The organism is Actinocorallia herbida (genome assembly GCF_003751225.1).
GTDB classification, from domain to species: Bacteria; Actinomycetota; Actinomycetes; order Streptosporangiales; family Streptosporangiaceae; genus Actinocorallia; species Actinocorallia herbida.
On sequence record NZ_RJKE01000001.1, the window covers coordinates 126,790 to 151,910 of the forward strand.

The window sequence follows — 25,121 nt, forward strand, 5'->3', positions numbered from 1 at the left end:
AAAGGCGGATGTGCCGGTTAAGTCGGGCCGAACCCGTCCGACCCTAAGACCCAGCTGTCGAGCCAGATCCGCAGATGCCAGGAGTCGTACGGGATGTTCTGCGCGGTCAGCACCGGATACAGGAACCAGAAGTTCGCCAGGACCAGCAGCAGGTACGCGCCGGTGATCACCGACCCGGTGACGCGCCGGGACCGGGGCCCGTCCGCCGGACCGATGATCAGTCCCAGCGTCATCACGATCGACAGGATGAGGAACGGCAGGCCGGGCAGCGCGTAGAACAGGAACATCGTCCGGTGGCCGAACGCCGACGGGAACCACGACAGCCAGCCCGCGGCGTACCCGAGGAGGATCGCTCCGGCCCGCCAGTCCCGGTGCGTCAGCCACAGCACGATCATCACGCCGAGCGCGGCGATGCCGATCCACCAGATCGCCGGGGTGCCGATGCCGAGGATCTCCCGCGAACACTTGTCCGCCCCGCAGCCGGGGGACGCCTCGCTGTAGAAGAAGGCCACGGGCTTGCGCAGGATCGGCCAGTCCCAGGGCCACGACTGGTACGGGTGCTTGGACGACAGCCCGTTGTGGAAGTCCAGGATCTCCCGGTGGTAGCGGACGAGGTCGGGCAGCCCCTCGAACGGCCGCAGCCAGACGCTCGCGGCGGGTTCGCCGCGGCCCCAGCCGCCCTTGGTGAGCAGCCACCCCAGCCAGGTCGCGCAGTACGTCACCACCGGCAGGACCATGAGGCCGAGCACCGTCGCCACGCCGTCCCGCGTCACCGCGCCGGCGTAGGGGGACCTGACCCGGGCCGCGCGGCGCGCGGTCATGTCCCAGATGAACGCCAGCAGGATGAACGCGGCGATGAACGGCGCGGCCGACCACTTGACGCCCGCGGCGAGTCCGAAGCAGATCCCGGCCGCGTACCGCCAGGGGTGCCAGAGGAACGGCCCGGCGGAGAAGGCGGCGTCGTAGTCGCGGTCCACCCGGTCGGCGAGGCGGCGGCGCGCGTGGTCGCGGTCGGCGACCAGGCAGGCGAACCCGGCGAGCACCCAGAACATGAGGAAGATGTCGAGCAGCGCGGCCCGGCTCGTCACCAGGTGGAGGCCGTCGAGCGCCAGCAGGAACCCGGCGGCGCAGCCCAGCAGGGTGCTGCCGGTCATCCGCCGGGCCACCCGGCACAGGACGAGCACCGAAAGGGTGCCGATGAGGGCGGCCATGAAGCGCCAGCCGAACGGATCGACCCCGAAGATCGCCTCGCCGACCCCGATCATCCACTTGCCGAACGGCGGATGCGCGATGAACGAGCCGCCGTCGGTGATCATCTGCTCGGGCTTGCCCTCAAGGAAGAGCTTGTCGGCGAGGTCCTCGGGTTTGCCGACGACCGAGTGCTCGTAGCCGAACTGCCACAGCGACCACGCGTCCTTGGCGTAGTACGTCTCGTCGAACACGATCTGGTGGGGGACGCCCAGCCGGTTGAACCGCAGGAACCCGGCGAAGACCGTGACCACCAGGGGGAGCAGCCACCCCAGGACCCGGCTCCCGGGTACCCCGGGCGCCAGCCTTTCGCGCAGCGCCGGCCCCTTGTCCACCGGTCGGATCTGGGTGACAGCCATTGCAGCATCGTAGGGCTCACCACGCGCGGGGTTCCAACGGTTCCCCCCAGGGGCCGCCGCGCGGGAAGGCGGCACCGCGCCCGGCGACTAGGATCGGGTCTTCGGATCGTGGGGCGCCGACCTGCGGCGGGACACGGAGGACGGCACGTGACGGGCACTCTCATTCTGGCCGCGGCGCCCATCGGGCGGGCCGACGACGCCTCGCCCCGGTTCCGCGAGGCGCTCGGCACGGCCCGGATCATCGCCGCCGAGGACACCCGCCGCCTCCGCAGGCTCGCCGGCGACCTCGGGGTGACGCTCACCGGCCGGATCGTGTCCTACTACGACCAGAACGAGAGGTCGCGGGCCACCGAACTGCTCGCCGACCTCCTCGACGGAACCGACGTCCTGGTCGTCACCGACGCGGGCATGCCCGGCGTGTCCGACCCGGGCTACCGCCTCGTCGTCGAGGCGGTCGCGGCGGACGTCCCGGTGACCGTGCTGCCCGGTCCGTCGGCGGTGACGACCGCGCTCGTCCTGTCGGGGCTGCCCACCGACAGGTTCTGCTTCGAGGGGTTCCTCCCGCGCAAGACCGGGGAGCGCGCCGCCCGCCTCGCCGAACTGGCCGACGAGCCGCGCACGATGGTCTTCTTCGAGGCCCCGCACCGGCTCGCCGCCGCGTTGGAAGCGCTCGCCGGAGCCTTCGGCGCCGACCGCCGCGCCGCGGTCTGCCGGGAGCTCACCAAGACCTACGAGGAGACCCGCAGGGGCGGGCTCGGCGACCTCGCCGCGTGGGCCGCCGACGGAGTCAAGGGCGAGATCACGGTCGTCGTCGGGGGCGCGCCTCCGCGCACGGTGCTCACGGACCCCGCTGAACTCGCCGAGGCGGTCTTCACCAGGGAGGCCGCGGGCGTGTCGCGCAAGGACGCGATCGGGGAGATCGCGCAAGAGAACGGCGTGCCCAAGAAGGTCGTCTACAGCGCGGTGCTCGCCGCCAAGTGACGCGGCGGCTCCTCGGCTGGCGGCTCCCGGCGCCTCCGGGCGAGCGCGTACCCGGCGGCGAGCGCGGCGACCGGCGTCGCGGTGACGACATAGCGGTGGTCGAAGTCGACGGTCAGCGGCGGGAAGGCGAGCAGCAGGGCCGCGACGGCCCACGCCGGTCCCGGCGGCCTTCTTCGGCGGGCCGCGACCGCCAGCGGCAGCAGGACGAGCGCCGCGAGCAGCGGCCCCCGGACGCTCATCACGCCCTGGTAAGCCCGTGCGAACCCCGCCCACGGCTCGACGACCGCGGTGGCGCGCGCCGCGCCGGGATCGTAGGCGGCCACGACGCTCCCGGGCGTCCCGCCGCCGAGCACCGGCCAGTCCGGCAGGGGGTCGGCCCGCTCGGGGAAGTCGTACTTGCGCGCGGTGACGGGTGTCGGATGGTCCCCGTGGTGCCAGGAGAAGCTCCGGACGAACAGGTCGTAGGAGACCGTCCGCAGGTAGTCCCACGGCTGCGCGGCGATCGTCTGGAGGGCGAAGCGCTGGGCGTCGGCGTTGACCTCGGGGTCGAACGCCTCGCCGTACCGCCAGCCGATCGGCGACTCCGGCGCCCAGACCTGCGAGGAGGACGCCTTGCGGTCGGCCGGTTCGCCCTGCGGGCACAGGTAGCGCAGTTCCGGCGAGATCCCGGTGCACTCCGCGAACGCGGCGGTGCGCCCCCACAGGAAGACCCCATCGGTCGCGGTGATGGCGTACCTGCCGTTCTCGGCGTGGAACCACCCCGCGTACAGGCCGAGCGGCAGCAGCCCCGCGACGGCCGCCGCCGCGAGCACGCGCGCGCCCCGCCCGTCGGGTCCGCCGAGTCCGTCGCGCAGCCACCGCCACGCGAGCCAGCCGAGGACGAGCCCGAGGACGGGCAGCCCGATCGTCCGCGTCAGCGTCGCCGCCGCCAGCACCAGCGCGGCGAGGACGGGCCGGCGCCGCGACGTGCCGGGCCACAGGACCAGCGTCAGCGCGGCGAGCAACAGGAACAGGAAGAGCGTGTCCGACAGGATCAGCGTCTCCAGTTCGATGAGGTCGCCGTCGAGCAGCACCGCCGCCGACGCCAGCGCGGCGCCCCACCCCGGCAGCCCGCGGCGCCGCAGCAGCGCGTACACCAGCGCCCCCGAGGCGAGCCCGAGCAGATGCTGCGCGGCGACCACCGCGGCGACGCTCCCGAGCGGCTGGAGCAGCCACAGGAACACGCCGTAGCCCGCGGGCCGGATCGGATGCGCGAACGGGCCCAGCGCGATCTGCACGTAGTCGAAGGAGTCGTTGAACCACAGCCCCGGCCGGTAACCCGCCTGGGCGAGAGCGCGGGCCGCCGCGCCGAGCGCGAGTACCGCGACGAACCAGCCGTGACGGACCGCGCACCTCCTGACCAGGCCAGACCCGTCGGTCACCGGCACCCCTCTGACAGCGGGCTGCGACACCCGTATTGTTGGCTACTTCGGTCGCGGGGGCGCGGTGGGAATCGGAAGTTTCGGTTCTGTGAAGTGCGCCGCTTCGGGACCGGACAACCGGCACCATAACTGACCTGGCCGCCTTCTACATCAGGAGCCGACATGGAGTTGTCCGTGGTCATGCCGTGCCTCAACGAGGCCGAGACCGTGGAGACGTGTGTCCGCAAGGCCGTTGCCTTCCTCGAGGAGCACGGGATCGACGGCGAGGTCATCGTCGCCGACAACGGATCGACCGACGGATCGCAGGCGCTCGCCGAGGGGGCCGGGGCGCGGGTCGTGCCGGTCGCGCTCAAGGGCTACGGCAACGCCCTGATGGGCGGCATCCGCGCGGCCAAGGGCACCTACGTCATCATGGGCGACGCGGACGACTCCTACGACTTCACCGACCTCATGCCGTACGTCACCGAGCTGCGCGACGGCGCCGACCTGGTGATGGGCAACAGGTTCCAGGGCGGGATCGCCCCCGGCGCGATGCCTCCGCTGCACCGCTACCTCGGCAACCCCGTTCTGTCGTTCGTCGGGCGGCTGTTCTTCGGCTCACGGATCGGCGACTTCCACTGCGGCCTGCGCGGCTTCCGCCGGGACACCGCGCTCGCGCTCGGCCTCCAGTCCTCCGGTATGGAGTTCGCCTCGGAGCTGGTCGTCAAGATGACGATCGGCGACGCGAAGATCACCGAGGTGCCGACCACCCTCGCCAAGGACGGCAGGTCGCGGCCGCCGCACCTCAACACCTGGCGCGACGGCTGGCGGCACCTGCGCTTCCTGCTGCTGTACAGCCCGCGCTGGCTGTTCCTCATCCCCGGCGTCGTGCTCATGGCGCTCGGCCTCGTCGGCGGCGTCGCGCTGGCCATCACCCCGATCGACGTCCGCGGGGTCGTGTTCGACGTGGACACGCTCGTCGGCGCGTCGGCGGCGGTCGTCATCGGGTTCCAGGCGGTCGTCTTCTCGCTGCTGACGAAGGCGTACGGCGTCACGGAGGGCTTCCTGCGGCCCGACAAGCGGGCGGCCTGGCTGCTGGACAAGTGGAGCTTCGAGAAGGGCCTGGTGTCCGGCGGACTCCTGGCGATCGCCGGTCTCGTCGGCGTCGGCTTCTCGGTGGTGCACTGGCACGGCGCCCAGTTCGGCGAGCTGAACGCGCGCGAGACGCTGCGCATGGTCGTCCCGTCGGCGACGGCCCTGATGATGAGCTGCCAGCTCATCCTCGGCACCGCGTTCCTGTCGATCCTCGGCATCCGCCGCTCCAGCCACCCCGGCACCGCTTCGCACGCACACGAGCAACTCACCCTCGCCGACACCGTCGGGGGCTCTACCCTGGACGCCGAATCTTCGGCGTCGGTGCGGTAGCACGACGCACGGAACGTACATCGAGGCCCGGCCGTACGCCGGGACCGACGGACAGTGAAGGGGGTGGCGCCTTGGCCTTGCGCTCGCCGCTGGCCGCGCTGCCGCTGCCCGCCCGTCCCGTGCTGCGCGCGTTCGCGGCGCGGCACCGGGTCCTGCTCATCGCCCTGGCGGTCGCCGTGCTGCTCCGCGCGGTCACGGTGCTGGGTTTCCGCTGGGGCATCTGGTTCCCCGACTCCTACCCGTACGTCGAACTCGCGCTGAACCCGCGCCCCGACGTGGTGCGCACCTTCGGGTACCCGTTCCTGCTGCTCCTGCTGCGCCCGCTGCACAGCTTCGCGGTGGTGGTCACGGTCCAGCACCTCATGGGGCTCGCCTCGGCCGTCATCCTGTACGGGCTGCTTCGCCGTCCGCACCTCTTCCGCTTCGGGAAGGCGCTGCCCGGGTGGGCGGCGACCCTCGCGGTCGCGCCGCTGCTCTTCGACGGCAACCAGATCGAGCTCGAGCACCTGCTGCTGTCGGACACGTACTTCCTGCTGCTGGTGTGCGGCGCCGCCGCGCTCGTCCTGTGGACGCCGCGCCCGTCGGCGCGCCGGGTGGCCGCGGCCTGCCTGCTGCTCAGCATGGCCGCGATCACCCGCACCATCGGGTTGCCGCTGCTGATCATCGTGCTGGTCTTCCTGGCGATCCGCCGGGTGGGCTGGCGGACGCTGGTCGCCGGGGCGGTCACCGCGATCGTCCCGATCGCGGCCTACATGACCTGGTACGCCTCGGCCAACGGCCAGTTCGCCCTGAGCGGCACGGACGGGGTCTTCCTCTACAGCCGCACCATGACGTTCGCCGACTGCGACAACTTCGGCGACCGCCTTCCGGTGGACGCCTACCCGCTGTGCGACAGCACGCCTCCCGAGCAGCGCAGGGCCTCGCACTTCTACGTGTGGGAGGAGAGCCAGATCTTCCGGTACCCCGGAGGCATCTTCGACCCTTACAAGAGCGAACTGGCCCGCACCTTCGCCAAGGAGGCGATCCTCGCCCAGCCGGGCGACTACCTCCAGACCGTGCTGACGGACTTCGGCCGCACGTTCCGATGGGACCGCCCGGTCTATCCGGACCCGAAGACCTACGGCTACTACGTCTTCCCGACCGAGTCGCAGGGCTACTGGCCTGGACGGGACGCCCAGATGGCCAGGTACGACGCACAGGCCGAGGCCACCCGGGTGGTGGAGCCCTTCGCGGGGTTCATGCGGGCCTACCAGAAGGGCGTGTACCTGCCGGGCACCGTCCTCGGCGTCCTCCTGCTCGTGGCCCTCGGCGGCGTCGCCGCGCGCTGGCGGCGGTTCGGCGGCCCGGCCCTGCTGCCGTTCGGCTTCGCGATGGCCCTGCTGGTGATCCCGCCCGCGACGGTCCTGTTCGACTACCGCTACGTTCTGCCCGCGGTGCCCTTCGCCTCGGTCGCCGCCGCGATGGCGCTGCGCGAGCTGCACACCTGGTACCGCTCCCGGCACCGTCCGGACCACCCTCCCAAGACCCCGGAGGCCGGCGGCACCGCGCCCCCGGACGGCCCGGACACCTCGGAGAGCCGGATGCCGAAGGACGGCGAACCGGAGAAGGCGAGCCTGACCTAGCCCAGTCCTGACCGCGCAGCGCGCCGCGCCGGTCGCGGCCGCGCCCGAACCCCCCTGAAGGTTCCGCGTGACCGATCCCCGGCTCGTCGCCGCGCGCCTCGCGCTCGTGGCCCTCGGTTCCCTGCTCTGCCTCGCGGCGGCCCGGCGCGGATGGCGGCCCCCGGTCTGGACGGCCCTCGCCGTCGGGCTCGGGCTGCGGGTGGTGATGCTCGCGCTCGTCCAGGACGTCGAGCCCTACGACCTGGTCAACGACTTCCACCGGGCCGGGGAGAACATCCTCGCCCACCGGGATCCGATCCTGCACACCCGGCCGCTGGGCTGGAACTACACGCCGCTGTACGCGTTCGTGCTCGCGCCCGCGGTCTGGGTCGAGCAGAGCCTCGGCGTCCCCTGGCTCGTGGTGGGCCGGATCGCCCCGATCGCCTTCGACCTCGGCGTCATGCTGCTCGTCGGACGGCTCGCGTCGCCCGGGACGTCGGCGCTGCGGCGGTTCCAGTACGGGTGCCTGCCGCTGCCGATCATGGTGAGCGCGGTGCACGGGCAGATGGAGCCGCTCTGCCTGCTGTTCGCCGTCGGGGCCTTCGTCGTGGTGCGCCGCCCGTGGCTGGCCGGGGCGCTGCTCGGGCTGGCCGTCTCCGTCAAGTCCTGGCCGGCGCTGTTCCTGCCCGCGCTCCTGCTCGGACTGCCGGGCGCCCGGGAGAGGATCCGCGCGGCGGCGGCCGCTGCCGCGGTTCCCGCCGTCCTCCTCCTGACCCTCCCGCTGACCGCGGGAACCCCCGTCGCGGCGTTCCCGCACATCGCTCGGACCCTGCTCGGCTACAGCCCGAGCGTCGGGACCTGGGGCTGGCCCGCGGTGCTCCTGGAGGTCCGCCCCGCCGAACCGACGCCCTGGGAGGATCCCTTCTACCTGGCGGTCCGCAAGGTCGGCACCCTGCTGACCCTGGCCGCCGTCGTGGCGGCCCTATGGCTGTGGAGGCGGGCCAGGGCCACCGACACCGCCCTGGCGGTCTCCTCGGCCTTCCAGGCCGTCACCGCCTCCCACGGGGTCCAGTACCTGCTGTGGCCGACGCCCTTCGCCGTCGCCGATCCGCCCCGCCGGGCCGCCTGGCTCTTCACCGCCACCGGCCTCTATACGGCCGTGGGGTACCTCGTCCTGCCGTCGCTGACGCCGGAGACCTGGGCGGTCTGGGGGCCCTGGTACCCGGTGGCGAGCGTCCCGGTCGTCCTCGTGGTCCTCTGGACGCTCCCGTGGGGGCGCCGCGCCCGTCAGGCGGAGGGCGAGGGGCCGGTGCCCGAGGCGCACCCGGTTCCGGCGGGCGCGCGCGGGGCCGCCGACCGGTGACGGGCAGGGCCGCGTCACCGAGTGTGGATAACCGATTCGGTGCCTGGGGCCGGGGACCGTAGGCTTGGGGCATGTCCCGTCACATCCTCACCGCACCGGCTTGGCCCTACGCCAACGGGCCTCGCCACATTGGGCACGTCTCCGGATTCGCGCTCCCGTGCGACATGTTCAGCCGCTACCAGCGGATGATCGGGAACCACGTGCTCATGGTGTCCGGCACTGACGAGCACGGGACCCCGATCCAGGTCCAGGCCGACAAAGAGGGCGTCACCGCCCGTGAGCTGGCCGACCGGTACAACAAGGTCATCGTCGGCGACCTGCACGGACTCGGCATCGCCTATGACCTGTTCACCCGCACCTCCACCGAGAACCACTACGCGGTCGTCCAGGAGATCTTCAAGGGCCTGCACGACAACGGCTACATCTTCACCGAGACCACCATGGGGGCGATCTCCCCGTCGACCGGCCGGACCCTGCCCGACCGCTACATCGAGGGCACCTGCCCGATCTGCGGCTACGACGGCGCCCGCGGCGACCAGTGCGACAACTGCGGCAACCAGCTCGACCCGATCGATCTGATCAACCCCGTCAGCCGGATCAACGGCGAGACCCCCGAGTTCGTGGAGACCGAGCACTTCATGCTCGACCTCCCCGCCTTCACCGAGGTCCTCGGCAACTGGCTGCGCGGCAAGGAGGGCGAGTGGCGGCCGAACGTGCTGCGCTTCTCCCTCAACCTGCTGGACGACATGCGGCCGCGCGCGATCTCCCGCGACCTCGACTGGGGCGTGCCGATCCCGCTGGACGGCTGGCGCGACCAGCCCACCAAGCGCCTGTACGTGTGGTTCGACGCGGTCATCGGCTACTTCAGCGCGTCGGTCGAGTGGGCCAGGCGGCTGGGCGAGCCCGAGCGCTGGCGTGAGTGGTGGCAGAACCCCGAGGCCCTCGGGTACTACTTCATGGGCAAGGACAACATCGTCTTCCACTCCGAGATCTGGCCCGCGATGCTGCTCGGCTACAGCGGCGAGGGCGACAAGGGCGGCACGCCGGGTTCGCTCGGCAAGCTGAACCTGCCCTCGGAGGTCGTCTCCAGCGAGTACCTGACGATGGAGGGCAAGAAGTTCTCCTCCTCCCGCCAGGTCGTGATCTACGTGAGCGACTTCCTGGAGCGCTACGACGTCGACGCCCTGCGCTACTACATCGCGGTCGCCGGTCCGGAGACCCAGGACACCGACTTCACCTGGCAGCAGTTCGTCGACCGCAACAACGGAGAGCTCGTCGCCCAGTGGGGCAACCTGGTGAACCGCTCGGTGTCGATGGCCGCCAAGGAGTTCGGCGAGATCCCCGCGCCCAAGGACCTCACCGAGGCCGACGAGGCGGTGCTCCAGCACGCCAAGGACGCCTTCGCCAAGGTCGGCGCCGAGCTGAGCCGCTCCCGGTTCAAGAACGCCATCACCGCGGCGTTCGACGTGGTCCGTGAGGCCAACAAGTACCTGGCCGACCAGGAGCCCTGGAAGATCAAGGACGACCCGGCGCGCAAGGGCACCATCCTGTACGTCGCGCTCCAGATCGTGGCCGACGCCAAGACCCTGCTCACCCCGTTCCTGCCGAACAGCTCTCAGAAGGTCTTCGAGATGCTGGGCGGCGAGGGCGTGTGGTCGGGCATGCCGGAGGTCCGCGAGGTCTCCGAGGAGGTCGCGGGGGGCGGCACGCGCGTCTATCCGGTGATCACCGGCGACTACTCCGTCGCGCAGGCCCGCTGGGCGCACCTGCCGATCACGCCGGGCGCGCCGCTCCAGCGGCCCGTCCCGCTGTTCCCCAAGCTCGACCAGAGCGTGGTGGCCGAGGAGCTGGCGCGTCTTGGCGAGTGAGAAGCCCGTCCCGCCCACGCCCCGGCTGCCCGTCGCGGTGTTCGACGACCACTGCCATCTGGACATGCTCGACATGTCGGTGGCCGAGGCCGTCGAGCGCGCGCAGGCCGTCGGGGTGGGGCGGATCGTGACGATCGGCTGCGATCTGCCGTCCTCGGAGTGGGCCGCCAAGACGGCCGCGGAGCACGCCGACGTGTACGCGGGGGTGGCGATCCACCCCAACGACACCAAGGGCCTCACCGACGACGTCCTGGCCCGCATCGCCGAACTGGCGGGTGAGCCGAAGGTCGTCGCGGTGGGGGAGACCGGCCTCGACTACTACCGGGACCACGCGACCCCCGAGGAGCAGCAGCGCTCGTTCCGGGCGCACATCGCGATCGCCAAGGACTCCGGCAAAGCACTCATGATCCATGATCGCGATGCCCACCAGGACGTCCTGCGCATCCTGGATGAAGAGGGCGCACCGGACAAAGTGGTGTTCCACTGTTTCTCCGGTGACGCCGAGATGGCCCGGGTCTGCTCGGACAAGGGCTATGTCATGAGCTTCGCCGGGAACGTCACGTTCAAGAACGCTCAGCCGCTGCGTGACGCGCTGGCCGTCGCCCCGCTGGAACTGATCCTGGTCGAGACCGACGCGCCGTTCATGACGCCCGTCCCGCACCGGGGGAAGTCGAACGCCTCCCACCTGATCCCGCACACCGTCGCGTTGATGGCGGCGGTCAAGGATGTGCCGGTGGATGTCCTGTGCTCGGCCATCGCCGCCACGGGAACGCGAATGTACGGCTTCTGAGGAGTAAACCCCGGGCCCTCGGGGAACGTCTTCTCTAACGAGTCACCGGTGCGGGGGCGTTCATCCCCCGAGTCGCCCCCGTACCGGTTGACACGCCACACACCCGGACGTTGCGTCGTCGTGGTGTGACTCTACGTGTTCGGCCTTGTAGGCTCCGGGTCTTGTGACCCGTAGTGCTCGGCATGCGGCCGGAAGACCTCCGTCCTTCGTCATGCCACTCATCGCCACCGTTCTCCTGGTGGGCGTCGCCGCCGGGGGCTGGAACCTTTTTTCCGAGGAACCCCAGTCCGCGCCGATCGCCCTCGTGGGGGACCGTGTGAAGCTGCCCTCGCAGAAAGACGTGCGCTCCCCGGACTCCCCGTCGGGCACCGGCGGCGGCGCCCCCACCGCGCCCCGGTTCGACGCCCCCGTGCTGCCACCGCTCGGCAGCCTCCCCCCGGGAGAGGCCGCGGGCGAGGAGGCCGGCGCCGCCCCCCGCGTCGCCGAGGCGCCCCGGCCGGAGGCGGTGGAGAAACAGGACACCGGCGGAGGCGGCGGAGGCCCGCTCAACCTGCTGAACCTCCCCAAGCTGCTGCCCAAGGAGGCCACCCAGCTCAACCTGCTGAACCTCCCCGTCACCGACCTCAACTGGGGCGCGGTCGCCCGGTGCGAGTCGAACAACGACCCCGAGCTCATCACCACGAGCAAGCTGTACGGGCTCTACCAGTTCTCCCGCGAGGCCTGGGAGTCCGTCGGCGGCACCGGACTCCCCGTGCACGCCTCGGCCGAGGAGCAGACGCTCCGCGCCCAGATGCTGTTCGAGAAGCAGAACGGCTGGACCACGACCTGCGGCGACATGCTCTACGCCAAGAACTGACCCCCCGGGCCGCTCCACCTCCCGGAGCGGCCCGGCCCGCCCCGTCAGCCGATGGCGGCGAGGTCGAGGAACAGGTAGCCGTCCTCGGTCGGCTGCACGACGTAGCGGTCGGCTCTGCCGTTCTCTTTGCCATGGACGAGGCCCTCGGCGGTCACCGAGAAGAGCCCCGTCCGGCCCGTCACCAGGTCTTTGACGAGCACCCGGGGGTCGGCGTCGCCCTGGAAGAGGAACCGGTCGAGCACGGGCTCGAACTGGGAGTAGCGGTTGTAGGTGGGGCCGCCGAGTGAGTTCGACGGTGCGGTCGGGTCGGGGGACGCGGTGGCCGCGGCGGTGGCGGGGGAGGCGCCTTTGGCGTCCTTGGGAGGTCTCGGTGCGAGGTGGACCGGGTTCGGGGCGCTCATCGAACCGTCGCGCTTGCGCACTTCGCCGTCGGCCAGGCACCAGACGACCCCGCAGACCCAGGGGCGACCCGACTCCGGCGCGGGGAGCACCGCCTTCCGGATCTCGCCCGTCTCGACGTTGCGGATGGTCCCGAAGATGGGGCCGCGTCTGCTCCCGTCCAGCCGAGACACCCACGGCCACTGGACGATGCGGTTCCCTTCGGCGGCGACCCTCGTCGGCTCGGACGACGGGGAGCCTTCGGGCGGGCCGCCCCGCGTCCCCGTCAGCGTGGCGATCGGCCGGGTGAAGACGCCCTCGGAGGTCTCCCAATAGAGACGGCCGTCGGCCACGCCGACCCGGTCCCCGCGGTTCACGTCACTCCGCACGCTGATGACCGAGATGCCCGTGGTGTCGTCGGGGCCGTCCGGGAGGACGGAAGCGGTCACCTCCATGGATCCCTCCTCTGTGTTCCGGGTCCACAGCGCGTAGCCCTGGGAGATGTTGGGTCTGCCGGGTCCCCAGTCGAGCGAGGGCATCTCGGCGACCTGCCCGGTCTCCGGCGTGTAGGCGGCGTACCGGACCCGCGTGCCCTGCCCCGGCCAGGAGATGAGCAGCCGGTTCGTGTCGATGACGCTGATGACGGCCCAGTCGCCCTCGACGTCTTCGGGCGGGACGGCCTTGACGCGGTGCACGGCCCCCGGCCAGAGCTGCTCGACCGGGGCGGGTCCGCCCAGGGTCTCGTCTCCGTGGCCGATCGGGTGGACCTCCTTCACGTCGGTCGGGTTGAGGGCGCCCCAGCCGATGCCCCCGGCGAGCAGGGCGGCGACGACGGCGGCGGTGCCCCAGCGGGCGCGGCGGCGCTTGCGGGCCCGCAGGGTCGCGCGGTCGGCGAGCCCGGAAACGGGAGCGGGCGCGTCGTCGGCCTTCGCGGTGAGGGTCCTGGCGAGGGCCTGCTCCAAGGGGTCGGTCATCGGGGGCTCCCTTCCAGGCGTGGATTGTAAGTTTCGCGGAGTTTGTCCAGTGCCCGGCTCGCCTGGCTGCGGACCGTGCCGCGCGAGATGCCCAGCCGGGCGGCGATCTCCTCGTCCGAGAGGGCCTCGTAGTACCGGAGGGCGATCACCGCCCGCTGGCGCCGCGGGAGGGCCGTCAGGGCCTGCCAGAGGGCGTCGTCGGGCGGCTGCGGGTCGTGGTGGGCGGTGTCCGGGACGGTCGCGGTCAGCGTCTCTCGGCGGGTCCGCCGCCACACCGAGACGTGCAGGCGGGCCATGGTCGTGCGGACGTAGCCCTCGGGGTCGTCCTTGCGCACGACCCTGGCCCAGGACGTCCTGAGCCGGACCAGCGCCTCCTGGACGAGATCGGCGGCGTCGTGCGGGCTGCCCGTGAGGACATAGCCGTACCGGAGCAGGGCGGGGGCTCGGGAGGACACCCAGCGGGCGAAGTCCACGGGGTCGCCCGGCGCGGCCGGATCCCGCGACCCGCCGCCGGATGGGGGGTGATCCACGGCATTTCTCCTTTCCTCATGACCCGGACGCGACCGGGGGCCGGACTGTTGCATGGGAGAATCGTGATGTGGGGGAGAACGACACAGCACCGGAGGACAAGGCGCCGGACGACGCGGCGCACGGCGGCACGGCCGAGAGCGGCGCCGCCCTGCTGGGCGCGGCCGACATCCGTGAGCTCGCCGCGGCCTTGGACGTGCGGCCCACCAAGCAGCTCGGCCAGAACTTCGTGATCGATCCCGGCACGGTACGCCGGATCGTCCGGGCGGCGGAGGTCGGGCCGTCGGACGTGGTGATCGAGGTCGGCCCCGGGCTCGGTTCGCTCACCCTGGCCCTGCTGCCCGAGGTCGCCAGGGTCATCGCCGTCGAACTCGACCCCGTGCTGGCGAAGGCGCTGCCGGAGACCGTCGAGGCCAAGGCGCCGGGGCTGGCCGACCGCTTCGAGGTCGTCCACGGCGACGCGATGCGGATCGCCGAGCTCCCCGGTCCGCCGCCCACCGCGCTGGTGGCGAACCTGCCTTACAACGTCGCCGTGCCCGTCGTCCTGCACCTGCTGGAGCTGCTCCCGTCCCTGCGCAAGGGCCTCGTCATGGTCCAGGCCGAGGTGGGCGAGCGGCTCGCCGCCGCGCCGGGCAGCAAGATCTACGGGGTGCCGTCGGTGAAGATGGCCTGGTACGCCGAGGCGAGGCGGGCCGGATCCGTCGGCCGGCACGTCTTCTGGCCCGCGCCCAACGTCGACTCCGCGCTCGTCGCCTTCACCCGCCGCGAGCCCCCGGCCACCGTCGCCACCCGTCAGCAGGTCTTCGCGGTGATCGACGCGGCCTTCGCCCAGCGCCGCAAGACCCTGCGCGCCGCGCTCGCCTCCTGGGCGGGCTCGCCCGCGATGGCCGAGGCCGCGCTGCGCGCCGCGGACGTCGACCCGACGGCGCGCGGCGAGATGCTGGACATCACGGCCTTCGCCCGGATCGCCGAGCACCGGATGGTGTGAGCGACCGGGCCCCACGCTTCGCGCACACGATCGACCGTCCCCGTTCCACCGTCTGAACCGAGGCCGCCATGTCCGTCACCGTCCGGGTCCCCGCGAAAGTCAACCTCCAGCTCGGCGTCGGGCCGCTGCGGGACGACGGCTACCACGACCTGGTGAACGTCTTCCATGCCGTGTCGCTCTTCGACGAGGTCACGGTGACCGAGGGGCCGCTCGCCGTCACCGTCGAGGGCGCGTCGATCGAGGGCGTCCCGACGGGCCCCGAGAACCTCGCGGCCCGCGCGGCGGTGCTGCTGGCCGGGCACCTGGGCGTCGAGGCCGCGGCGTCGATCCACATCCGCAAGGAGATCCCGGTCGCGGGCGGCATGGCGGGCGGCAGCGCGGACGCGGCGGCGGCCCTGCTGGGCTGCGCGGCGCTGTGGAACCCGGGCCTTCCCCTGAAGACCCTGATGGAGCTGGGCGGGCAATTGGGGAGCGATGTGCCTTTCGCGCTCCTCGGCGGCACCGCCGTGGGCGTCGGACGGGGCGAGGTCCTCACCCCGCTGCCGACGTCCGGGGAGTACCACTGGATCTTCGCGCTCGCGGAAGGCGGCCTGTCCACCCCGGCCGTCTACGCCGAGTGCGACAGGCTGCGCGCGGCCTTCGAGGAGCACGCGGTCTGGCCGCACGAGTCGCCCGCGCTGCTCGCCGCGCTCGCCGAGGGCGACGCCAAGGCGCTGGGCGCGGCCCTCACCAACGACCTCCAGCCCGCCGCCCTGAGCCTCATGCCATCGCTCCAGCGGACCATCGCGGCGGGCCGGGACTTCGGCGCGCTCGGCGCCCTGGTGTCGGGCTCCGGGCCGACCTGCGCGTTCCTGGCCGGCGACGCCGAGCACGCCGCGGACATCGCGGCGGCGCTGCGCGGCGCGGGGGTCGCGCGGGCCGCGGTGGCCGCCTCGGGGCCGGTGCCCGGCGCGACGGTCCTGTGACACGGCGGGCCCGACCTGCCCGATGCCTGCATAACGCGGAAATCCGCCTAACCTGGGCGGTCTGGAGACGAGCACGAGCCGCGCCCGCGCGGCGCGCCGAGGGACGACGGTCTGAGTGAACCTGATCAATCTGGAGAACGTGAGCAAGGCCTACGGGCCCAATCCCCTGCTGGACGCGGTGTCACTGGGCATCGAGTCGGGCTGGCGGATCGGGATCGTCGGCCGCAACGGCTACGGCAAGTCCACGCTCATGAACATCATGGCGCGGCGCACCGAGGCCGACTCCGGGCGCGTCACCCACACCGGAGGGCTCCGCCTGGCCATGCTCGTCCAGCGCGACGAGTTCGCGCCCGACGCGACGGTCAGGTCGGTCGTCCTGGGAGATACGCCCGAGCACGAATGGGCCGGCAGCGCCGACATCCGCGACATCCTGTCCGGGCTGCTCACCGGGCTCGACCTCGACGCGCCCCTCGCGGGCATGTCCGGCGGCGAGAAGCGCCGGGTCTCCCTCGCCGCGCTGCTCGTCCCCGAATCCGACGTGATCATGCTGGACGAGCCCACCAACCACCTCGACATCGAGGCGATCACCTGGCTCGCCCGGCACCTCAAGGGACGGCGCGAGGCCCTGGCCGTCGTCACCCACGACAGGTGGTTCCTCGACGAGGTCACCGACCGCACCTGGGAGGTCGTGGACGGCCGCGTCGAGCGGTACGAAGGCGGGTACTCCGCGTACGTCCTGGCCAAGGCCGAGCGCGCGCGGGTCGCCGACGCGACCGAGGCCAAGCGGCAGAACCTCATGCGCAAGGAGCTGGCCTGGCTGCGGCGCGGCCCGCAGGCCCGCAGCACCAAGCCCAAGTTCCGGGTCGACGCCGCCCAGGCGCTCATCGCCGACGAGCCGCCGCTGCGCGACAAGGTCGAACTGACCAAGTTCGCCACCGCCCGGCTCGGCAAGACCGTCTACGACGTCGAGGACGTGTCCCTGGAGCTCGGCGGGAACCCCGTCTTCGAGCGGATCACCTGGCGGCTCGGCCCCGGCGACCGGATCGGCCTCGTCGGGGTGAACGGCAGCGGCAAGACGAGCATGCTCCGGCTGCTCGCGGGCACCGTCCGGCCGGACTCCGGAAGGGTCGTGCGCGGTAAGACGGTCGCCCTCGCGCACCTGTCTCAGGAGCTCGCCGAACTCGACCCCCAGCGGCGCGTCCTCGAGTCGGTGGAGGAGGTCGCCCGCAGGATCACCGTGGGCAAGCGCGAGTGGACGGCCGGCCAGCTCCTGGAAAGGCTCGGCTTCAAGACCGACGCCCAGTGGAAGCCCGTGGGCGACCTGTCCGGAGGCGAGCGGCGCAGGCTCCAGATCCTGCGGCTGCTCATGGCCGAGCCCAACGTGATGCTCCTCGACGAGCCCACCAACGACCTCGACATCGAGACGCTCACCGAGGTGGAGGACATCCTCGACGGCTGGCCCGGCACCCTCGTCGTGGTCAGCCACGACAGGTACTTCCTGGAGCGCGTCACCGACACCGTGTACGCGCTGCTGGGCGACGGCACGGTACGGATGCTCACCGGCGGCGTGGAGGAGTACCTGGACAGGGTGGAGGCCGGGACGGTCTCAGCGGTCCGGACCCCCGGGTCCTCCGCGGCCCCCGTGCAGGCGGCTCCCGCCAAGCCGGTGCAGCAGTCGAAACTGGACTGGAAGACGCAGAAGGAGCTCGACCGCCTGGAGCGTCAGCTGGACAAGCTCACCAAGCGAGAGGCGGAGCTGCACGGCCAGATGGCCGACGCGGCCACCGACCATGAGCGGCTGCTCGACCTGGACGCCAAGCTGAAGGCCGTGCTCGCCGAGAAGGACGAGGTCGAGATGGCGTGGCTGGAGCTGGCCGAAGGCTAGTCCCCGGTCAGAGGTCGAAGGGGACCAGGAGGGTGCGCAGGAGGCCGGCGAGCTGCTTCTGCTCGGTGTCGCTGAGCGCCGCGAGCAGCTCGCGCTCCCGGTCGATGAGGTCGGAGAAGGCCGCGTCGACCCTGGCCCTGCCGACGTCGGTGAGCCGGACCTGGACGCCGCGCTTGTCGGCCGGGTCGGGGTGGCGCTCGACCAGGCGCGCCGCGGTGAGCCGGTCGATCCGGTTCGTCATGGTGCCCGAGGTGACGAGGGTGGCGCGCAGGAGCTGGCCCGGGTTGAGCTGGTAGGGGGCGCCCGCCCGGCGCAGCGCCGTCAGGACGTCGAACTCCCACGACTCCATCTCGTGGGCGGCGAAGACGGCCCTGCGGGCACGGTCCAGGTGCCGGGAGAGCCGCGAGACACGGCTCAGCACGTGCAATGGCTGGACGTCCAGTTCGGGGCGTTCCGTCCGCCATGCGGAGACCAGCCGGTCGACCTCGTCCTCCATGGGTGAACCCTATCTGTATCTCGACGTCAAGACACAGGTCGGTCCCGGGTTACTCCATGCCGTCGAGATCTTCCATCAGGCGCTCCAGGCGCGCGGAGGCGTCACGGGTGACCGAATCGGCCGATCCCTTGAGGTAGCCGGCCGCGGTCAGCGCCTCCCGCATGGCCTCCTCCATCAGGCCGACCGCCAGTCCGAAAGGGATCATCCGCTCGCCGTCCATCGCCCCTCCCTCGGCGCCGTGCGACCGTGGATCGCAGGTCTGTGTCCGCGTCATGGGGATCTGCTCCCGCCTTTCCGCCGATAGCGCGGGGTTCATCCTTCCGGTAGGAAACCCGGTCTGTCAGCCATGTCGGAAAAAAGTCAAGACGGCATCCGGCCACCATCCCTCTACCTCCCGATTCGACCTTTTTGAAGGTCTTCATCGGCCCGGGATCTCAGGTTCGGCGCGGCTGTAGCACCTTGCCGGGGCGGCCGCGGTGCGGGCTGTTACGACATGTATCGCACTGATCGTTCGGAAATATCCTATGCGTCGTTCCTGCAACTCCCAATATTGGGAATGCCGCCGCGCATCCGCCGATTTCGCACCGCATCCCTTGTCCCGCCGTCGATTCCGAGGTTATCCACAGGTGGCTCCGGCGCCTTTCGCGCTGCTGGTTTACGGTGACGGTGAAGTGAATTCCAGGAAATCGCGGTACGGCGGATGCGGGTGCGCGGAGGGCGGAGTGATGGGTGGAGTGATGGGCGGATCGATGGTCGGCGGGGCGGCGGCGCGGCTAAGGGGCTTTTGCCGGGCGGGCCTGCGGGCGGCGGTCGCGGGAGCGCGACGGCCGATGGGGTGGGGAAGGCTACAAAAGGGTCAGAGGGAGGATTTCGGCGTTGGGCAGCGCGGTGAACGCGGTGCCCGGAAGGAGGATCTTGGAGCGGCGCAGGCCGCTGCCGATGACCGCGCGCGGCACCCTGACCACCGCCTCGTCGACCAGCACGGGCCAGTCGCCGGGGAGCCCCACCGGCGTGATCCCGCCGTACTCCATGCCGGTCAGCCCGGTCGCCTCGTCCATGGGCGCGAAGGAGACCTTCCGCGCCCCCAGTCGGCGGCGCACCGCCCCGTTGACGTCCGCGCGCGCCGTGGCGAGCACCACGCACGCCGCATAGGAGGTCTGCCCGCCCCGCTTGGCCGCGACGATCACGCAGTTCGCGCTGGCCTCCAGCGCCACCCCGTACCGCGCACAGAACTCGGCGGTGTCGGAGACCTCCGGATCGATCTCCGCGACCTCGGCCCCCGGTACCCCCTCGATCACCCGGGCCACCGGCCCCGCCAGCAACCCCAGCGCCTGAGGCGCCCCCACCCACTCCAGAACCTCGCCCACCCCCGCACCTTAACCGCTCCTGAGAACTGTCCGCCTTCCCCTTCATCCCGCGTACGCCCGACGCCGCCTCCCGCACCCGCTGTGCCCGCCCGCACGCCTCCCCTGAACAGCGTCGGTCGCGAGCCTGAAATGACGCAGCCGCCCCCTGCGACGGTGCCGGGTCGTGGCGGCGGCGGGCGCAGGACCGAATGGGGTGCCGCGGCGGCTCGCGTGGGTTCGCGGGGGTACTGGGGTGGCGCGGGGTGCCGACACGGCGGTGGGCGCAGGATTGCCGGGGTGCCGGGGTGCTGGGGTGCTGGGGTGGCGGGCGGTGGTGGAGGGATCGCGGGGGTGCTGGGGTGGCGGGCGGTGGTGGAGGGGGTCTCCTGGTGCCGTGGTCGGGGGTGGGGAGATGTTGGGAACGGGTCTCTTTTGGTGGGGGTGGGGATTATGGTCCGGGGTGTGGGGTGTGCGGCGGTGAAGGGATGGCGGATGGGATCGCGGCGAGTGGGGCGGGGTCTGGGGGCGGTGGGGCTGGCGCTGGCACTGCTGGTGGGGATGGGCGGGGCGGCGGGGGCGAAGCCGGCCGGGTGGCGGTTCGAGGGGACCGCGGGGGCCGAGGTCGCGGTGCCGGGCGGGTGGTCGGTGAACGACTACGGGTGCGGGATGAGCGGGCGGCCCACCGTCGTGCGGGCGGAGGGCATGCGGAACCTCTGTTACACCGAGGAGCCCGCCGACAAGGAGGTGGCCCTGATCGGGTACCGCGCCGATGTCGAGTACTCGGACCAGGTCGAGCAGCTCACCGGGGAACCCGTCGTCACCAAGGTGTCGGGCGTGGCCGCCGAGCGGTTGGCGAAGCGGCTGCCCGATGGCAGGTACGCGGGGCGGGTCCGCATCCCGTCGCGCGACCTGGTGCTCGTGGTGCGCACGTTGAGCGAGACGCGCACGCGCCGGATCCTCGACGGCTTCCGGCTGGCCCGGACCGACGCGAAGGGCTGCCCGACGGAGAGCAAGCGGGCCAAGGCGGGCGGGGTGAAAGGCGCGAAGTTCGTTCCGGCTGCTCCGGCGTCCGTCTCGCTCTGCTACTTCGCGGGCGGTGAGTACACCGACCCCGAGTACGTCGCGGACCTGAAGAAGCACGGGCTGAAGCTCGCCGCCTCCCACCGGCTCAAGGGCGCCAAGGCGCGCGCTCTCGCCACGGCGCTCAGCAAGGCGCGGCCGGGTCCGAACAAGGACGCGCCGAAATCACAGTGCGCCGACGGAGTCCGGCCGGTGGTGCCCGACCTCGCCCTGATCTTCCGCGACAAGGCGGGCAAGAGGCTCGGCACGGTGTTCGCGACGTTCCAGAGCTGCAAGGGACGCAGGCTGGACAACGGAAAGCGCAAGGCCAAGGTCACCGAGAAACTCCTCTTCCTGATGATGGATCCGCTCAAGGTCGGCTACAGCTGGTCGGCCCTGCCCGCCGCGAAGTCCGGCGGACAGGGCTGAGGCGGACGGCGGTCCAGCGGCCGGCTCCGGCTCAGTGGCCTGAGGTCGCCTTGAGGCCGAGGACGGCGACGACGAGGAGGGCGAGGAAGAGGAGGCGGGGCAGGGTCGCGGGGTCGCCGTGCCAGGCGATCCCGACGACGGCGGTGCCGAGGGCGCCGATGCCGACCCAGACCGCGTAGGCGGTGCCGAGGGGGATGGTGCGGGTGGCGAGCGACAGCGCGTACATGCTCGCCGCGAGCATGGCGACGAAGGCGGTGGTGGGCCACAGGCGGGTGAGGCCCTGCGTGGCGGGAAGGGTGGTGGCCCAGGCGACCTCAAGGGCGCCGGCGAAGACGAGCAGGATCCATGCCATGGCGAACGACCTCCAAATGAGGCCGTCTTTGCTCAGCCGGTACGGACACCCTCGTCGGCGGGCGGCCGGGGTTTCGACCACCTGTGTCCGACGATAGCCGACATCGGACATGGTCCGACTCGGTGCGCGAGCGTCTTGACGTCGAGACAAATGTGTTGCCATTATGTATCTCGATGTCAAGACAAGCCTGGGATCCGGCGCAGTACGGCCTGTTCTCCGCGGAGCGGGGCAGGGCGTTCTTCGAGCTGGCCGCGCGGGTGCGGGTGAAGGACCCGCGCCGGGTGGCGGATCTCGGCTGCGGTGACGGGGTGCTGACGGCGACGCTCGCCGACCGGTGGCCCGCCGCCCGCGTCGAGGGGATCGACTCCTCGCCGGAGATGATCGAGGCGGCATGGCGCCGCCAGGTGCCGGGGCTCGCTTTCGAGCGGGCCGACCTGGTGGACTGGGCGCCCGATCTTCCGGTGGACGTCATCGTGTCGAACGCCGCCCTCCAGTGGGTGCCGGGGCACGTGGAACTGCTCGGCCGCCTGTCGGCGCACCTCGTGCCCGGTGGCGTCCTGGCCTTCCAGGTGCCGGGCAACTTCGGTGCGCCCAGCCACGTGCTGCTGCGCGAGCTGAGCGCCGAGTACGGCGTCCGGCAGGAGCGGCCCGCCGTGCTGGAGCCCGAGGAGTACCTCGCGGCGCTGGCCGGGCTCGGCTGCGAGGCCGACGTCTGGGAGACCACCTACCTTCAGGTGCTCCAGGGCACCGACCCGGTCGTGGAGTGGATGAAGGGCACCGCGCTGCGGCCCGTCCTCGCCGCCCTCGACGACCCTGAGGACTTCCTCGCCGCCTACGCGGCGAGGCTGCGGGAGGCCTACCCGCCGACGGAGCACGGAACGGTCTTCCCGTTCCGGCGGATCTTCGCGGTGGCGCGCAGGCCCTGACAACAGAAGACGAGGTGCCGCCCGCAGTGGGAGGAAAGCGGCTATACGTTCCCCTGCGGTGCTGCCGACTCCCATAGCGGGCGGCACCTACTGATGAGGCGGCTCACCTCGCCGCCACCCACCCCGGCTCCGTACCAAGAGCCGGGAACCGGCCGGCGGCCGCGCGGACAACCTCCCGCGGCCTGCCGGTCCTTTTTTGTGCGGTCCCGGGGCGCGCGGCGCCCGGCCGGAGCGAATTCGACGACATTTTCGACCCAGGGGTTAACGGGTGTTCACAACCTGTGGTGAATGCATGTTCACCCTTTGTGCCGGCGAATTTGCTGTCCGGAGTCTTCCAGCCTTACGAGACCGTAGGTTACGGTGGCGTAGAAACCGCCCGCCCACCCCGGACGAGAGACGACCACGTGACCGCTACTCCCATCGCCGGCGCCGCACCGCTGGACGACCTGTCAGACAGCCGCAACGGTCTCAAGCACAAGATCCTCGTCGCGCTCTTCACCGGCGTGCCGTTCCTCGCCCTGCTGGCCGCCGTGCCGGTCGCCTGGGGCAGGTTCCTCGGCTGGACGGACATCATCATCGCGGCGGTGTTCTACTTCCTCTCCGCGGGCGGGATCACCGTCGGCTACCACCGCTACTTCACGCACGGCTCCTTCAAGGTCGGCCGCGCCATGCGCATCGCCCTCGCGATCGCCGGGGGGCTGGCGATCGAGGGCCCGGTGCTGAACTGGGTCGCCGACCACCGCAGGCACCACAAGTTCTCCGACAAGGAGGGCGACCCGCATTCGCCGTGGAAGTACGGCGACAGCGCCGCCGCCCTCTTCAAGGGCCTCGTCTGGTCGCACTACGGCTGGCTGTACGCGGCCAAGGCCACCAACGTCGACAAGTACGCCAAGGACCTCAAGGCCGACCGCGACCTCCTGTGGCTCCACAACAACTTCGGCCTGCTCGTCACGGGAACGTTCCTGGTGCCCGCCGCGATCGGCGGCCTGGTCACCTGGTCGTGGGCCGGGTTCTTCACCGCGCTGTTCTGGGCGGGTTTCGTGCGGGTCTGCCTGGTCCAGCACGTCACCTGGTCGATCAACTCGATCTGCCACACCTTCGGCGACACCCCGTTCGCCTCCCGCGACCAGTCGCGCAACGTGTGGTGGCTGGCGATCCCGTCGCTGGGCGAGTCCTGGCACAACCTCCACCACGCCGACCCCACCGCCGCCCGCCACGGCGTCGGCAAGGGGCAGCTCGACATCAGCGCCCGGACCATCTGGATCTTCGAGAAGCTCGGTCTCGCCTGGGATGTGCGTTGGCCGACTCGTGAGCGGTTGGACGCCAAGCGCGCCTAAGGTCTTAGGCCATGAGCGACTCCCGAAGACGGCGGATGTCCGGAAGCGAACGACGGGAGCAGCTCCTCGGCGTAGGCCGGGAGCTGTTCGCCGTCCGCGGCTTCGACGGGACGTCGGTCGAGGAGATCGCGGCGAGGGCCGGGGTGTCCAAGCCCGTCGTGTACGAGCATTTCGGCGGCAAGGAAGGGCTGTACGCCGTCGTCGTCGACCGGGAGATGGAGCGCCTCCAGTCCCTGGTGACCACCGCGCTGGCCACGGAGGCCGGCTACCGGCGCAAGCTGGAGCTGGCCGCCCTGGCGCTGCTGGAGTACATCGAGGAGAGCACCGCGGGGTTCCGCATCCTCGTCCGCGACTCCCACGCCGCCTCCGGGGCGGGCAGCTACGCGAGCCTCCTGTCGGAGATCGCGGGCGAGGTCGAGGGCCTGCTCGGACGTGAGTTCGATCACCACGGCCTGGACGAGAAGTCGGCGCCGATGTACGCCCAGATGCTCGTCGGGATGATCGCGCTCACCGGCCAGTGGTGGCTGGACAGCAGACGTCCCCGCCGTGAGGACGTCGCCGCGCATGTGGTGAACCTCGCGTGGAACGGCCTGTCCCAGCTGGAGGAACGGCCGACCCTGGATCCGCGCCGCAGGGCCAAGGAGCGCGAGAAGGCCGAACGCCGCCAGGAGAAGGACAGGGCGAGGGCCGAAAAGGTACTGGAGAAGGCGCGTCGCAAGGCAGGCACGCGGGGGGAAGCCCCCGCGGAAGCCTGATCGAGAGCACGGGATGATGATCTGATGGCGGAGCGGCGCAAGCGGATGACGGGCAAGGAGCGGCGGGAGCAGCTGATCGAGATCGGTCGCGCCCTGTTCGCCCAGCGCGGCTTCGACGGCACGGCGGTCGAGGAGATCGCGGCCAAGGCGGGGGTGTCCAAGCCCGTCGTGTACGAGCATTTCGGCGGCAAGGAAGGGCTGTACGCCGTCGTCGTCGACCGGGAGATGACCCGTCTGCTCGGCATGGTCACCCAGGGCATGTCCGACGGGATCCACTACCGGGGCAAGCTCGAAGGCGCGGCCCTCGCCCTGCTGGAGTACATCGAGGAGAGCACCGACGGGTTCCGCATCCTCGTCCGGGACTCCCACGCCGCCTCCGGGACGGGCACCTTCGCCAGCCTGATCAGCGATATCGCCACCCACGTGGAGTACCTTCTCGCCGACGAGTTCGAGAAGCACGGCAGGGACGGCCGCCTGGCCCCGATGTACGCCCAGATGCTCGTGGGAATGGTCGCCATGACGGGCCAGTGGTGGCTGGAGGTCCGCAGGCCCCGCCGCGAAGAGGTCGCCGCCCACCTGGTGAACCTCGCCTGGAACGGCCTGTCCGACCTGGAGGCCACCCCCCGCCTCCGACCGAGGTCACGCCGCACCTGAGTCCTTGCCGCCCTCCGGGCCGAAAAGACCTTGCTCGGACCGGTATCGTGGCTTCAGCCGCGGGTTCGCGGCGGTCCGGCGTGGTGTAATCGGCAGCACTAGGGTTTTTGGTGCCCTCTGTTCAGGTTCGAGTCCTGGCGCCGGAGCCGCTCTTCTGT

The 25,121-nt window shown here is 71.4% G+C and carries 23 protein-coding genes and 1 tRNA gene; 16 read left to right on the top strand and 8 right to left on the bottom strand.

Annotation, left to right across the window (positions count from 1 at the left end):
- Nucleotides 1-17: 17 nt before the first annotated feature.
- Nucleotides 18-1,607 (bottom strand): dolichyl-phosphate-mannose--protein mannosyltransferase, encoded by a 1,590-nt coding sequence (locus EDD29_RS00850; RefSeq protein WP_123661682.1) that lies wholly within the window; start codon nt 1,605-1,607, stop codon nt 18-20.
- A 147-nt stretch (nt 1,608-1,754) separates the two neighbouring features.
- On the opposite strand from EDD29_RS00850, the gene rsmI reads away from it, so the two are divergent.
- Nucleotides 1,755-2,588, top strand: a complete 834-nt coding sequence (gene rsmI / locus EDD29_RS00855) for a 16S rRNA (cytidine(1402)-2'-O)-methyltransferase (protein WP_246052438.1) — start codon at nt 1,755-1,757, stop codon at nt 2,586-2,588.
- On the opposite strand, the gene EDD29_RS00860 is transcribed toward rsmI, so the two are convergent.
- The gene (locus tag EDD29_RS00860) at nt 2,561-4,009 is read right to left on the bottom strand and encodes a phospholipid carrier-dependent glycosyltransferase (RefSeq protein ID WP_170201239.1); all 1,449 of its coding nucleotides are present in this window, start codon (nt 4,007-4,009) and stop codon (nt 2,561-2,563) included. The two genes, rsmI and EDD29_RS00860, sit on opposite strands and share 28 nt — an antisense overlap.
- Nucleotides 4,010-4,171: 162 nt before the next feature.
- Here EDD29_RS00860 and EDD29_RS00865 point away from each other — a divergent pair, with 162 nt between their 5' ends.
- From EDD29_RS00865 to EDD29_RS00890, 6 genes are all read left to right on the top strand, one after another.
- A complete protein-coding gene (locus EDD29_RS00865) occupies nt 4,172-5,413 on the top strand; it encodes a glycosyltransferase family 2 protein (RefSeq protein WP_123661684.1) in 1,242 nt (413 codons plus the stop codon).
- Nucleotides 5,414-5,484: 71 nt separating this feature from the next.
- A complete protein-coding gene (locus tag EDD29_RS00870; RefSeq protein WP_148085831.1) occupies nt 5,485-7,035 on the top strand; it encodes a hypothetical protein in 1,551 nt (516 codons plus the stop codon).
- A 67-nt stretch (nt 7,036-7,102) separates the two neighbouring features.
- Nucleotides 7,103-8,377, top strand: a complete 1,275-nt coding sequence (locus tag EDD29_RS00875; RefSeq protein ID WP_123661686.1) for a glycosyltransferase 87 family protein — start codon at nt 7,103-7,105, stop codon at nt 8,375-8,377.
- A gap of 71 nt (nt 8,378-8,448) precedes the next feature.
- Nucleotides 8,449-10,245 carry a methionine--tRNA ligase gene (gene metG, locus EDD29_RS00880; protein WP_123661687.1) on the top strand — a complete coding sequence of 599 codons (1,797 nt, stop codon included), beginning with the start codon at nt 8,449-8,451 and terminating at the stop codon, nt 10,243-10,245.
- A complete protein-coding gene (locus tag EDD29_RS00885; RefSeq protein WP_123661688.1) occupies nt 10,235-11,035 on the top strand; it encodes a TatD family hydrolase in 801 nt (266 codons plus the stop codon). Before metG ends, EDD29_RS00885 begins: the two co-directional genes overlap by 11 nt.
- 211 nt (nt 11,036-11,246) lie before the next feature.
- On the top strand, nt 11,247-11,891 hold the full coding sequence (locus EDD29_RS00890) for a transglycosylase family protein (protein ID WP_123661689.1): 645 nt from the start codon (nt 11,247-11,249) through the stop codon (nt 11,889-11,891).
- A 44-nt stretch (nt 11,892-11,935) separates the two neighbouring features.
- Here the strand turns inward: EDD29_RS00890 and EDD29_RS00895 are convergent, their stop codons facing one another.
- Nucleotides 11,936-13,243 (bottom strand): hypothetical protein, encoded by a 1,308-nt coding sequence (locus EDD29_RS00895; protein ID WP_123661690.1) that lies wholly within the window; start codon nt 13,241-13,243, stop codon nt 11,936-11,938.
- Nucleotides 13,240-13,773 (bottom strand): SigE family RNA polymerase sigma factor, encoded by a 534-nt coding sequence (locus tag EDD29_RS00900; RefSeq protein WP_246052439.1) that lies wholly within the window; start codon nt 13,771-13,773, stop codon nt 13,240-13,242. The genes EDD29_RS00895 and EDD29_RS00900 overlap by 4 nt, the downstream gene beginning before the upstream one ends.
- 149 nt (nt 13,774-13,922) lie before the next feature.
- On the opposite strand from EDD29_RS00900, the gene rsmA reads away from it, so the two are divergent.
- The 3 genes from rsmA (at nt 13,923) to EDD29_RS00915 (ending at nt 17,609) form a co-directional block, all read left to right on the top strand.
- Nucleotides 13,923-14,759, top strand: coding sequence for a 16S rRNA (adenine(1518)-N(6)/adenine(1519)-N(6))-dimethyltransferase RsmA (gene rsmA / locus EDD29_RS00905; protein ID WP_246053344.1), 837 nt, complete (start codon nt 13,923-13,925; stop codon nt 14,757-14,759).
- Nucleotides 14,760-14,827: 68 nt separating this feature from the next.
- Nucleotides 14,828-15,724 (top strand): 4-(cytidine 5'-diphospho)-2-C-methyl-D-erythritol kinase, encoded by an 897-nt coding sequence (locus tag EDD29_RS00910; protein ID WP_123661692.1) that lies wholly within the window; start codon nt 14,828-14,830, stop codon nt 15,722-15,724.
- Between the two features lie 115 nt (nt 15,725-15,839).
- On the top strand, nt 15,840-17,609 hold the full coding sequence (locus EDD29_RS00915; RefSeq protein ID WP_123661693.1) for an ABC-F family ATP-binding cassette domain-containing protein: 1,770 nt from the start codon (nt 15,840-15,842) through the stop codon (nt 17,607-17,609).
- A 7-nt stretch (nt 17,610-17,616) separates the two neighbouring features.
- Here EDD29_RS00915 and EDD29_RS00920 read toward each other — a convergent pair whose 3' ends face one another.
- From EDD29_RS00920 to EDD29_RS00925, 3 genes are all read right to left on the bottom strand, one after another.
- Complete coding sequence (locus EDD29_RS00920) at nt 17,617-18,105, bottom strand: MarR family winged helix-turn-helix transcriptional regulator (RefSeq protein ID WP_123661694.1); 489 nt, start codon at nt 18,103-18,105, stop codon at nt 17,617-17,619.
- 49 nt (nt 18,106-18,154) lie between these two features.
- Nucleotides 18,155-18,325: a hypothetical protein gene (locus EDD29_RS45210; RefSeq protein WP_170201240.1), complete on the bottom strand. Its 171-nt coding sequence runs from the start codon at nt 18,323-18,325 to the stop codon at nt 18,155-18,157.
- A 625-nt stretch (nt 18,326-18,950) separates the two neighbouring features.
- Complete coding sequence (locus EDD29_RS00925; protein WP_123661695.1) at nt 18,951-19,472, bottom strand: YbaK/EbsC family protein; 522 nt, start codon at nt 19,470-19,472, stop codon at nt 18,951-18,953.
- Nucleotides 19,473-19,943: 471 nt separating this feature from the next.
- On the opposite strand from EDD29_RS00925, the gene EDD29_RS00930 reads away from it, so the two are divergent.
- Complete coding sequence (locus EDD29_RS00930; protein WP_148085832.1) at nt 19,944-20,939, top strand: hypothetical protein; 996 nt, start codon at nt 19,944-19,946, stop codon at nt 20,937-20,939.
- 31 nt (nt 20,940-20,970) lie between these two features.
- Here the strand turns inward: EDD29_RS00930 and EDD29_RS00935 are convergent, their stop codons facing one another.
- Nucleotides 20,971-21,291 carry a DMT family transporter gene (locus tag EDD29_RS00935; RefSeq protein WP_123661697.1) on the bottom strand — a complete coding sequence of 107 codons (321 nt, stop codon included), beginning with the start codon at nt 21,289-21,291 and terminating at the stop codon, nt 20,971-20,973.
- Nucleotides 21,292-21,464: 173 nt separating this feature from the next.
- Here EDD29_RS00935 and EDD29_RS00940 point away from each other — a divergent pair, with 173 nt between their 5' ends.
- The 5 genes from EDD29_RS00940 to EDD29_RS00960 all read left to right on the top strand — a co-directional run bounded on the left by EDD29_RS00940 (nt 21,465) and on the right by EDD29_RS00960 (nt 25,109).
- Nucleotides 21,465-22,217, top strand: coding sequence for a methyltransferase domain-containing protein (locus EDD29_RS00940; RefSeq protein ID WP_123661698.1), 753 nt, complete (start codon nt 21,465-21,467; stop codon nt 22,215-22,217).
- A gap of 404 nt (nt 22,218-22,621) precedes the next feature.
- Nucleotides 22,622-23,554 carry an acyl-CoA desaturase gene (locus EDD29_RS00945; RefSeq protein WP_123661699.1) on the top strand — a complete coding sequence of 311 codons (933 nt, stop codon included), beginning with the start codon at nt 22,622-22,624 and terminating at the stop codon, nt 23,552-23,554.
- A gap of 11 nt (nt 23,555-23,565) precedes the next feature.
- Nucleotides 23,566-24,309 (top strand): TetR/AcrR family transcriptional regulator, encoded by a 744-nt coding sequence (locus tag EDD29_RS00950; RefSeq protein WP_246052440.1) that lies wholly within the window; start codon nt 23,566-23,568, stop codon nt 24,307-24,309.
- Between the two features lie 24 nt (nt 24,310-24,333).
- A complete protein-coding gene (locus tag EDD29_RS00955; RefSeq protein WP_246052441.1) occupies nt 24,334-24,963 on the top strand; it encodes a TetR/AcrR family transcriptional regulator in 630 nt (209 codons plus the stop codon).
- Between the two features lie 74 nt (nt 24,964-25,037).
- Nucleotides 25,038-25,109: transfer RNA gene (locus EDD29_RS00960), tRNA-Gln, on the top strand.
- Nucleotides 25,110-25,121: the final 12 nt, after the last annotated feature.

Bases quoted from the DNA above. Each gene is read 5' to 3' on its own strand.
- EDD29_RS00850 (WP_123661682.1), bottom strand. From the start codon at position 1,607: ATGGCTGTCACCCAGATCCGACCGGTGGACAAGGGGCCGGCGCTGCGC.
- EDD29_RS00865 (WP_123661684.1), top strand. From the start codon at position 4,172: ATGGAGTTGTCCGTGGTCATGCCGTGCCTCAACGAGGCCGAGACCGTG.
- metG (WP_123661687.1), top strand. From the start codon at position 8,449: ATGTCCCGTCACATCCTCACCGCACCGGCTTGGCCCTACGCCAACGGG.
- EDD29_RS00890 (WP_123661689.1), top strand. From the start codon at position 11,247: ATGCCACTCATCGCCACCGTTCTCCTGGTGGGCGTCGCCGCCGGGGGC.
- EDD29_RS00895 (WP_123661690.1), bottom strand. From the start codon at position 13,243: ATGACCGACCCCTTGGAGCAGGCCCTCGCCAGGACCCTCACCGCGAAG.
- EDD29_RS00910 (WP_123661692.1), top strand. From the start codon at position 14,828: ATGTCCGTCACCGTCCGGGTCCCCGCGAAAGTCAACCTCCAGCTCGGC.
- EDD29_RS00920 (WP_123661694.1), bottom strand. From the start codon at position 18,105: ATGGAGGACGAGGTCGACCGGCTGGTCTCCGCATGGCGGACGGAACGC.
- EDD29_RS45210 (WP_170201240.1), bottom strand. From the start codon at position 18,325: ATGGACGGCGAGCGGATGATCCCTTTCGGACTGGCGGTCGGCCTGATG.
- EDD29_RS00930 (WP_148085832.1), top strand. From the start codon at position 19,944: ATGGGATCGCGGCGAGTGGGGCGGGGTCTGGGGGCGGTGGGGCTGGCG.
- EDD29_RS00935 (WP_123661697.1), bottom strand. From the start codon at position 21,291: ATGGCATGGATCCTGCTCGTCTTCGCCGGCGCCCTTGAGGTCGCCTGG.
- EDD29_RS00940 (WP_123661698.1), top strand. From the start codon at position 21,465: ATGTCAAGACAAGCCTGGGATCCGGCGCAGTACGGCCTGTTCTCCGCG.
- EDD29_RS00950 (WP_246052440.1), top strand. From the start codon at position 23,566: ATGAGCGACTCCCGAAGACGGCGGATGTCCGGAAGCGAACGACGGGAG.
- EDD29_RS00955 (WP_246052441.1), top strand. From the start codon at position 24,334: ATGGCGGAGCGGCGCAAGCGGATGACGGGCAAGGAGCGGCGGGAGCAG.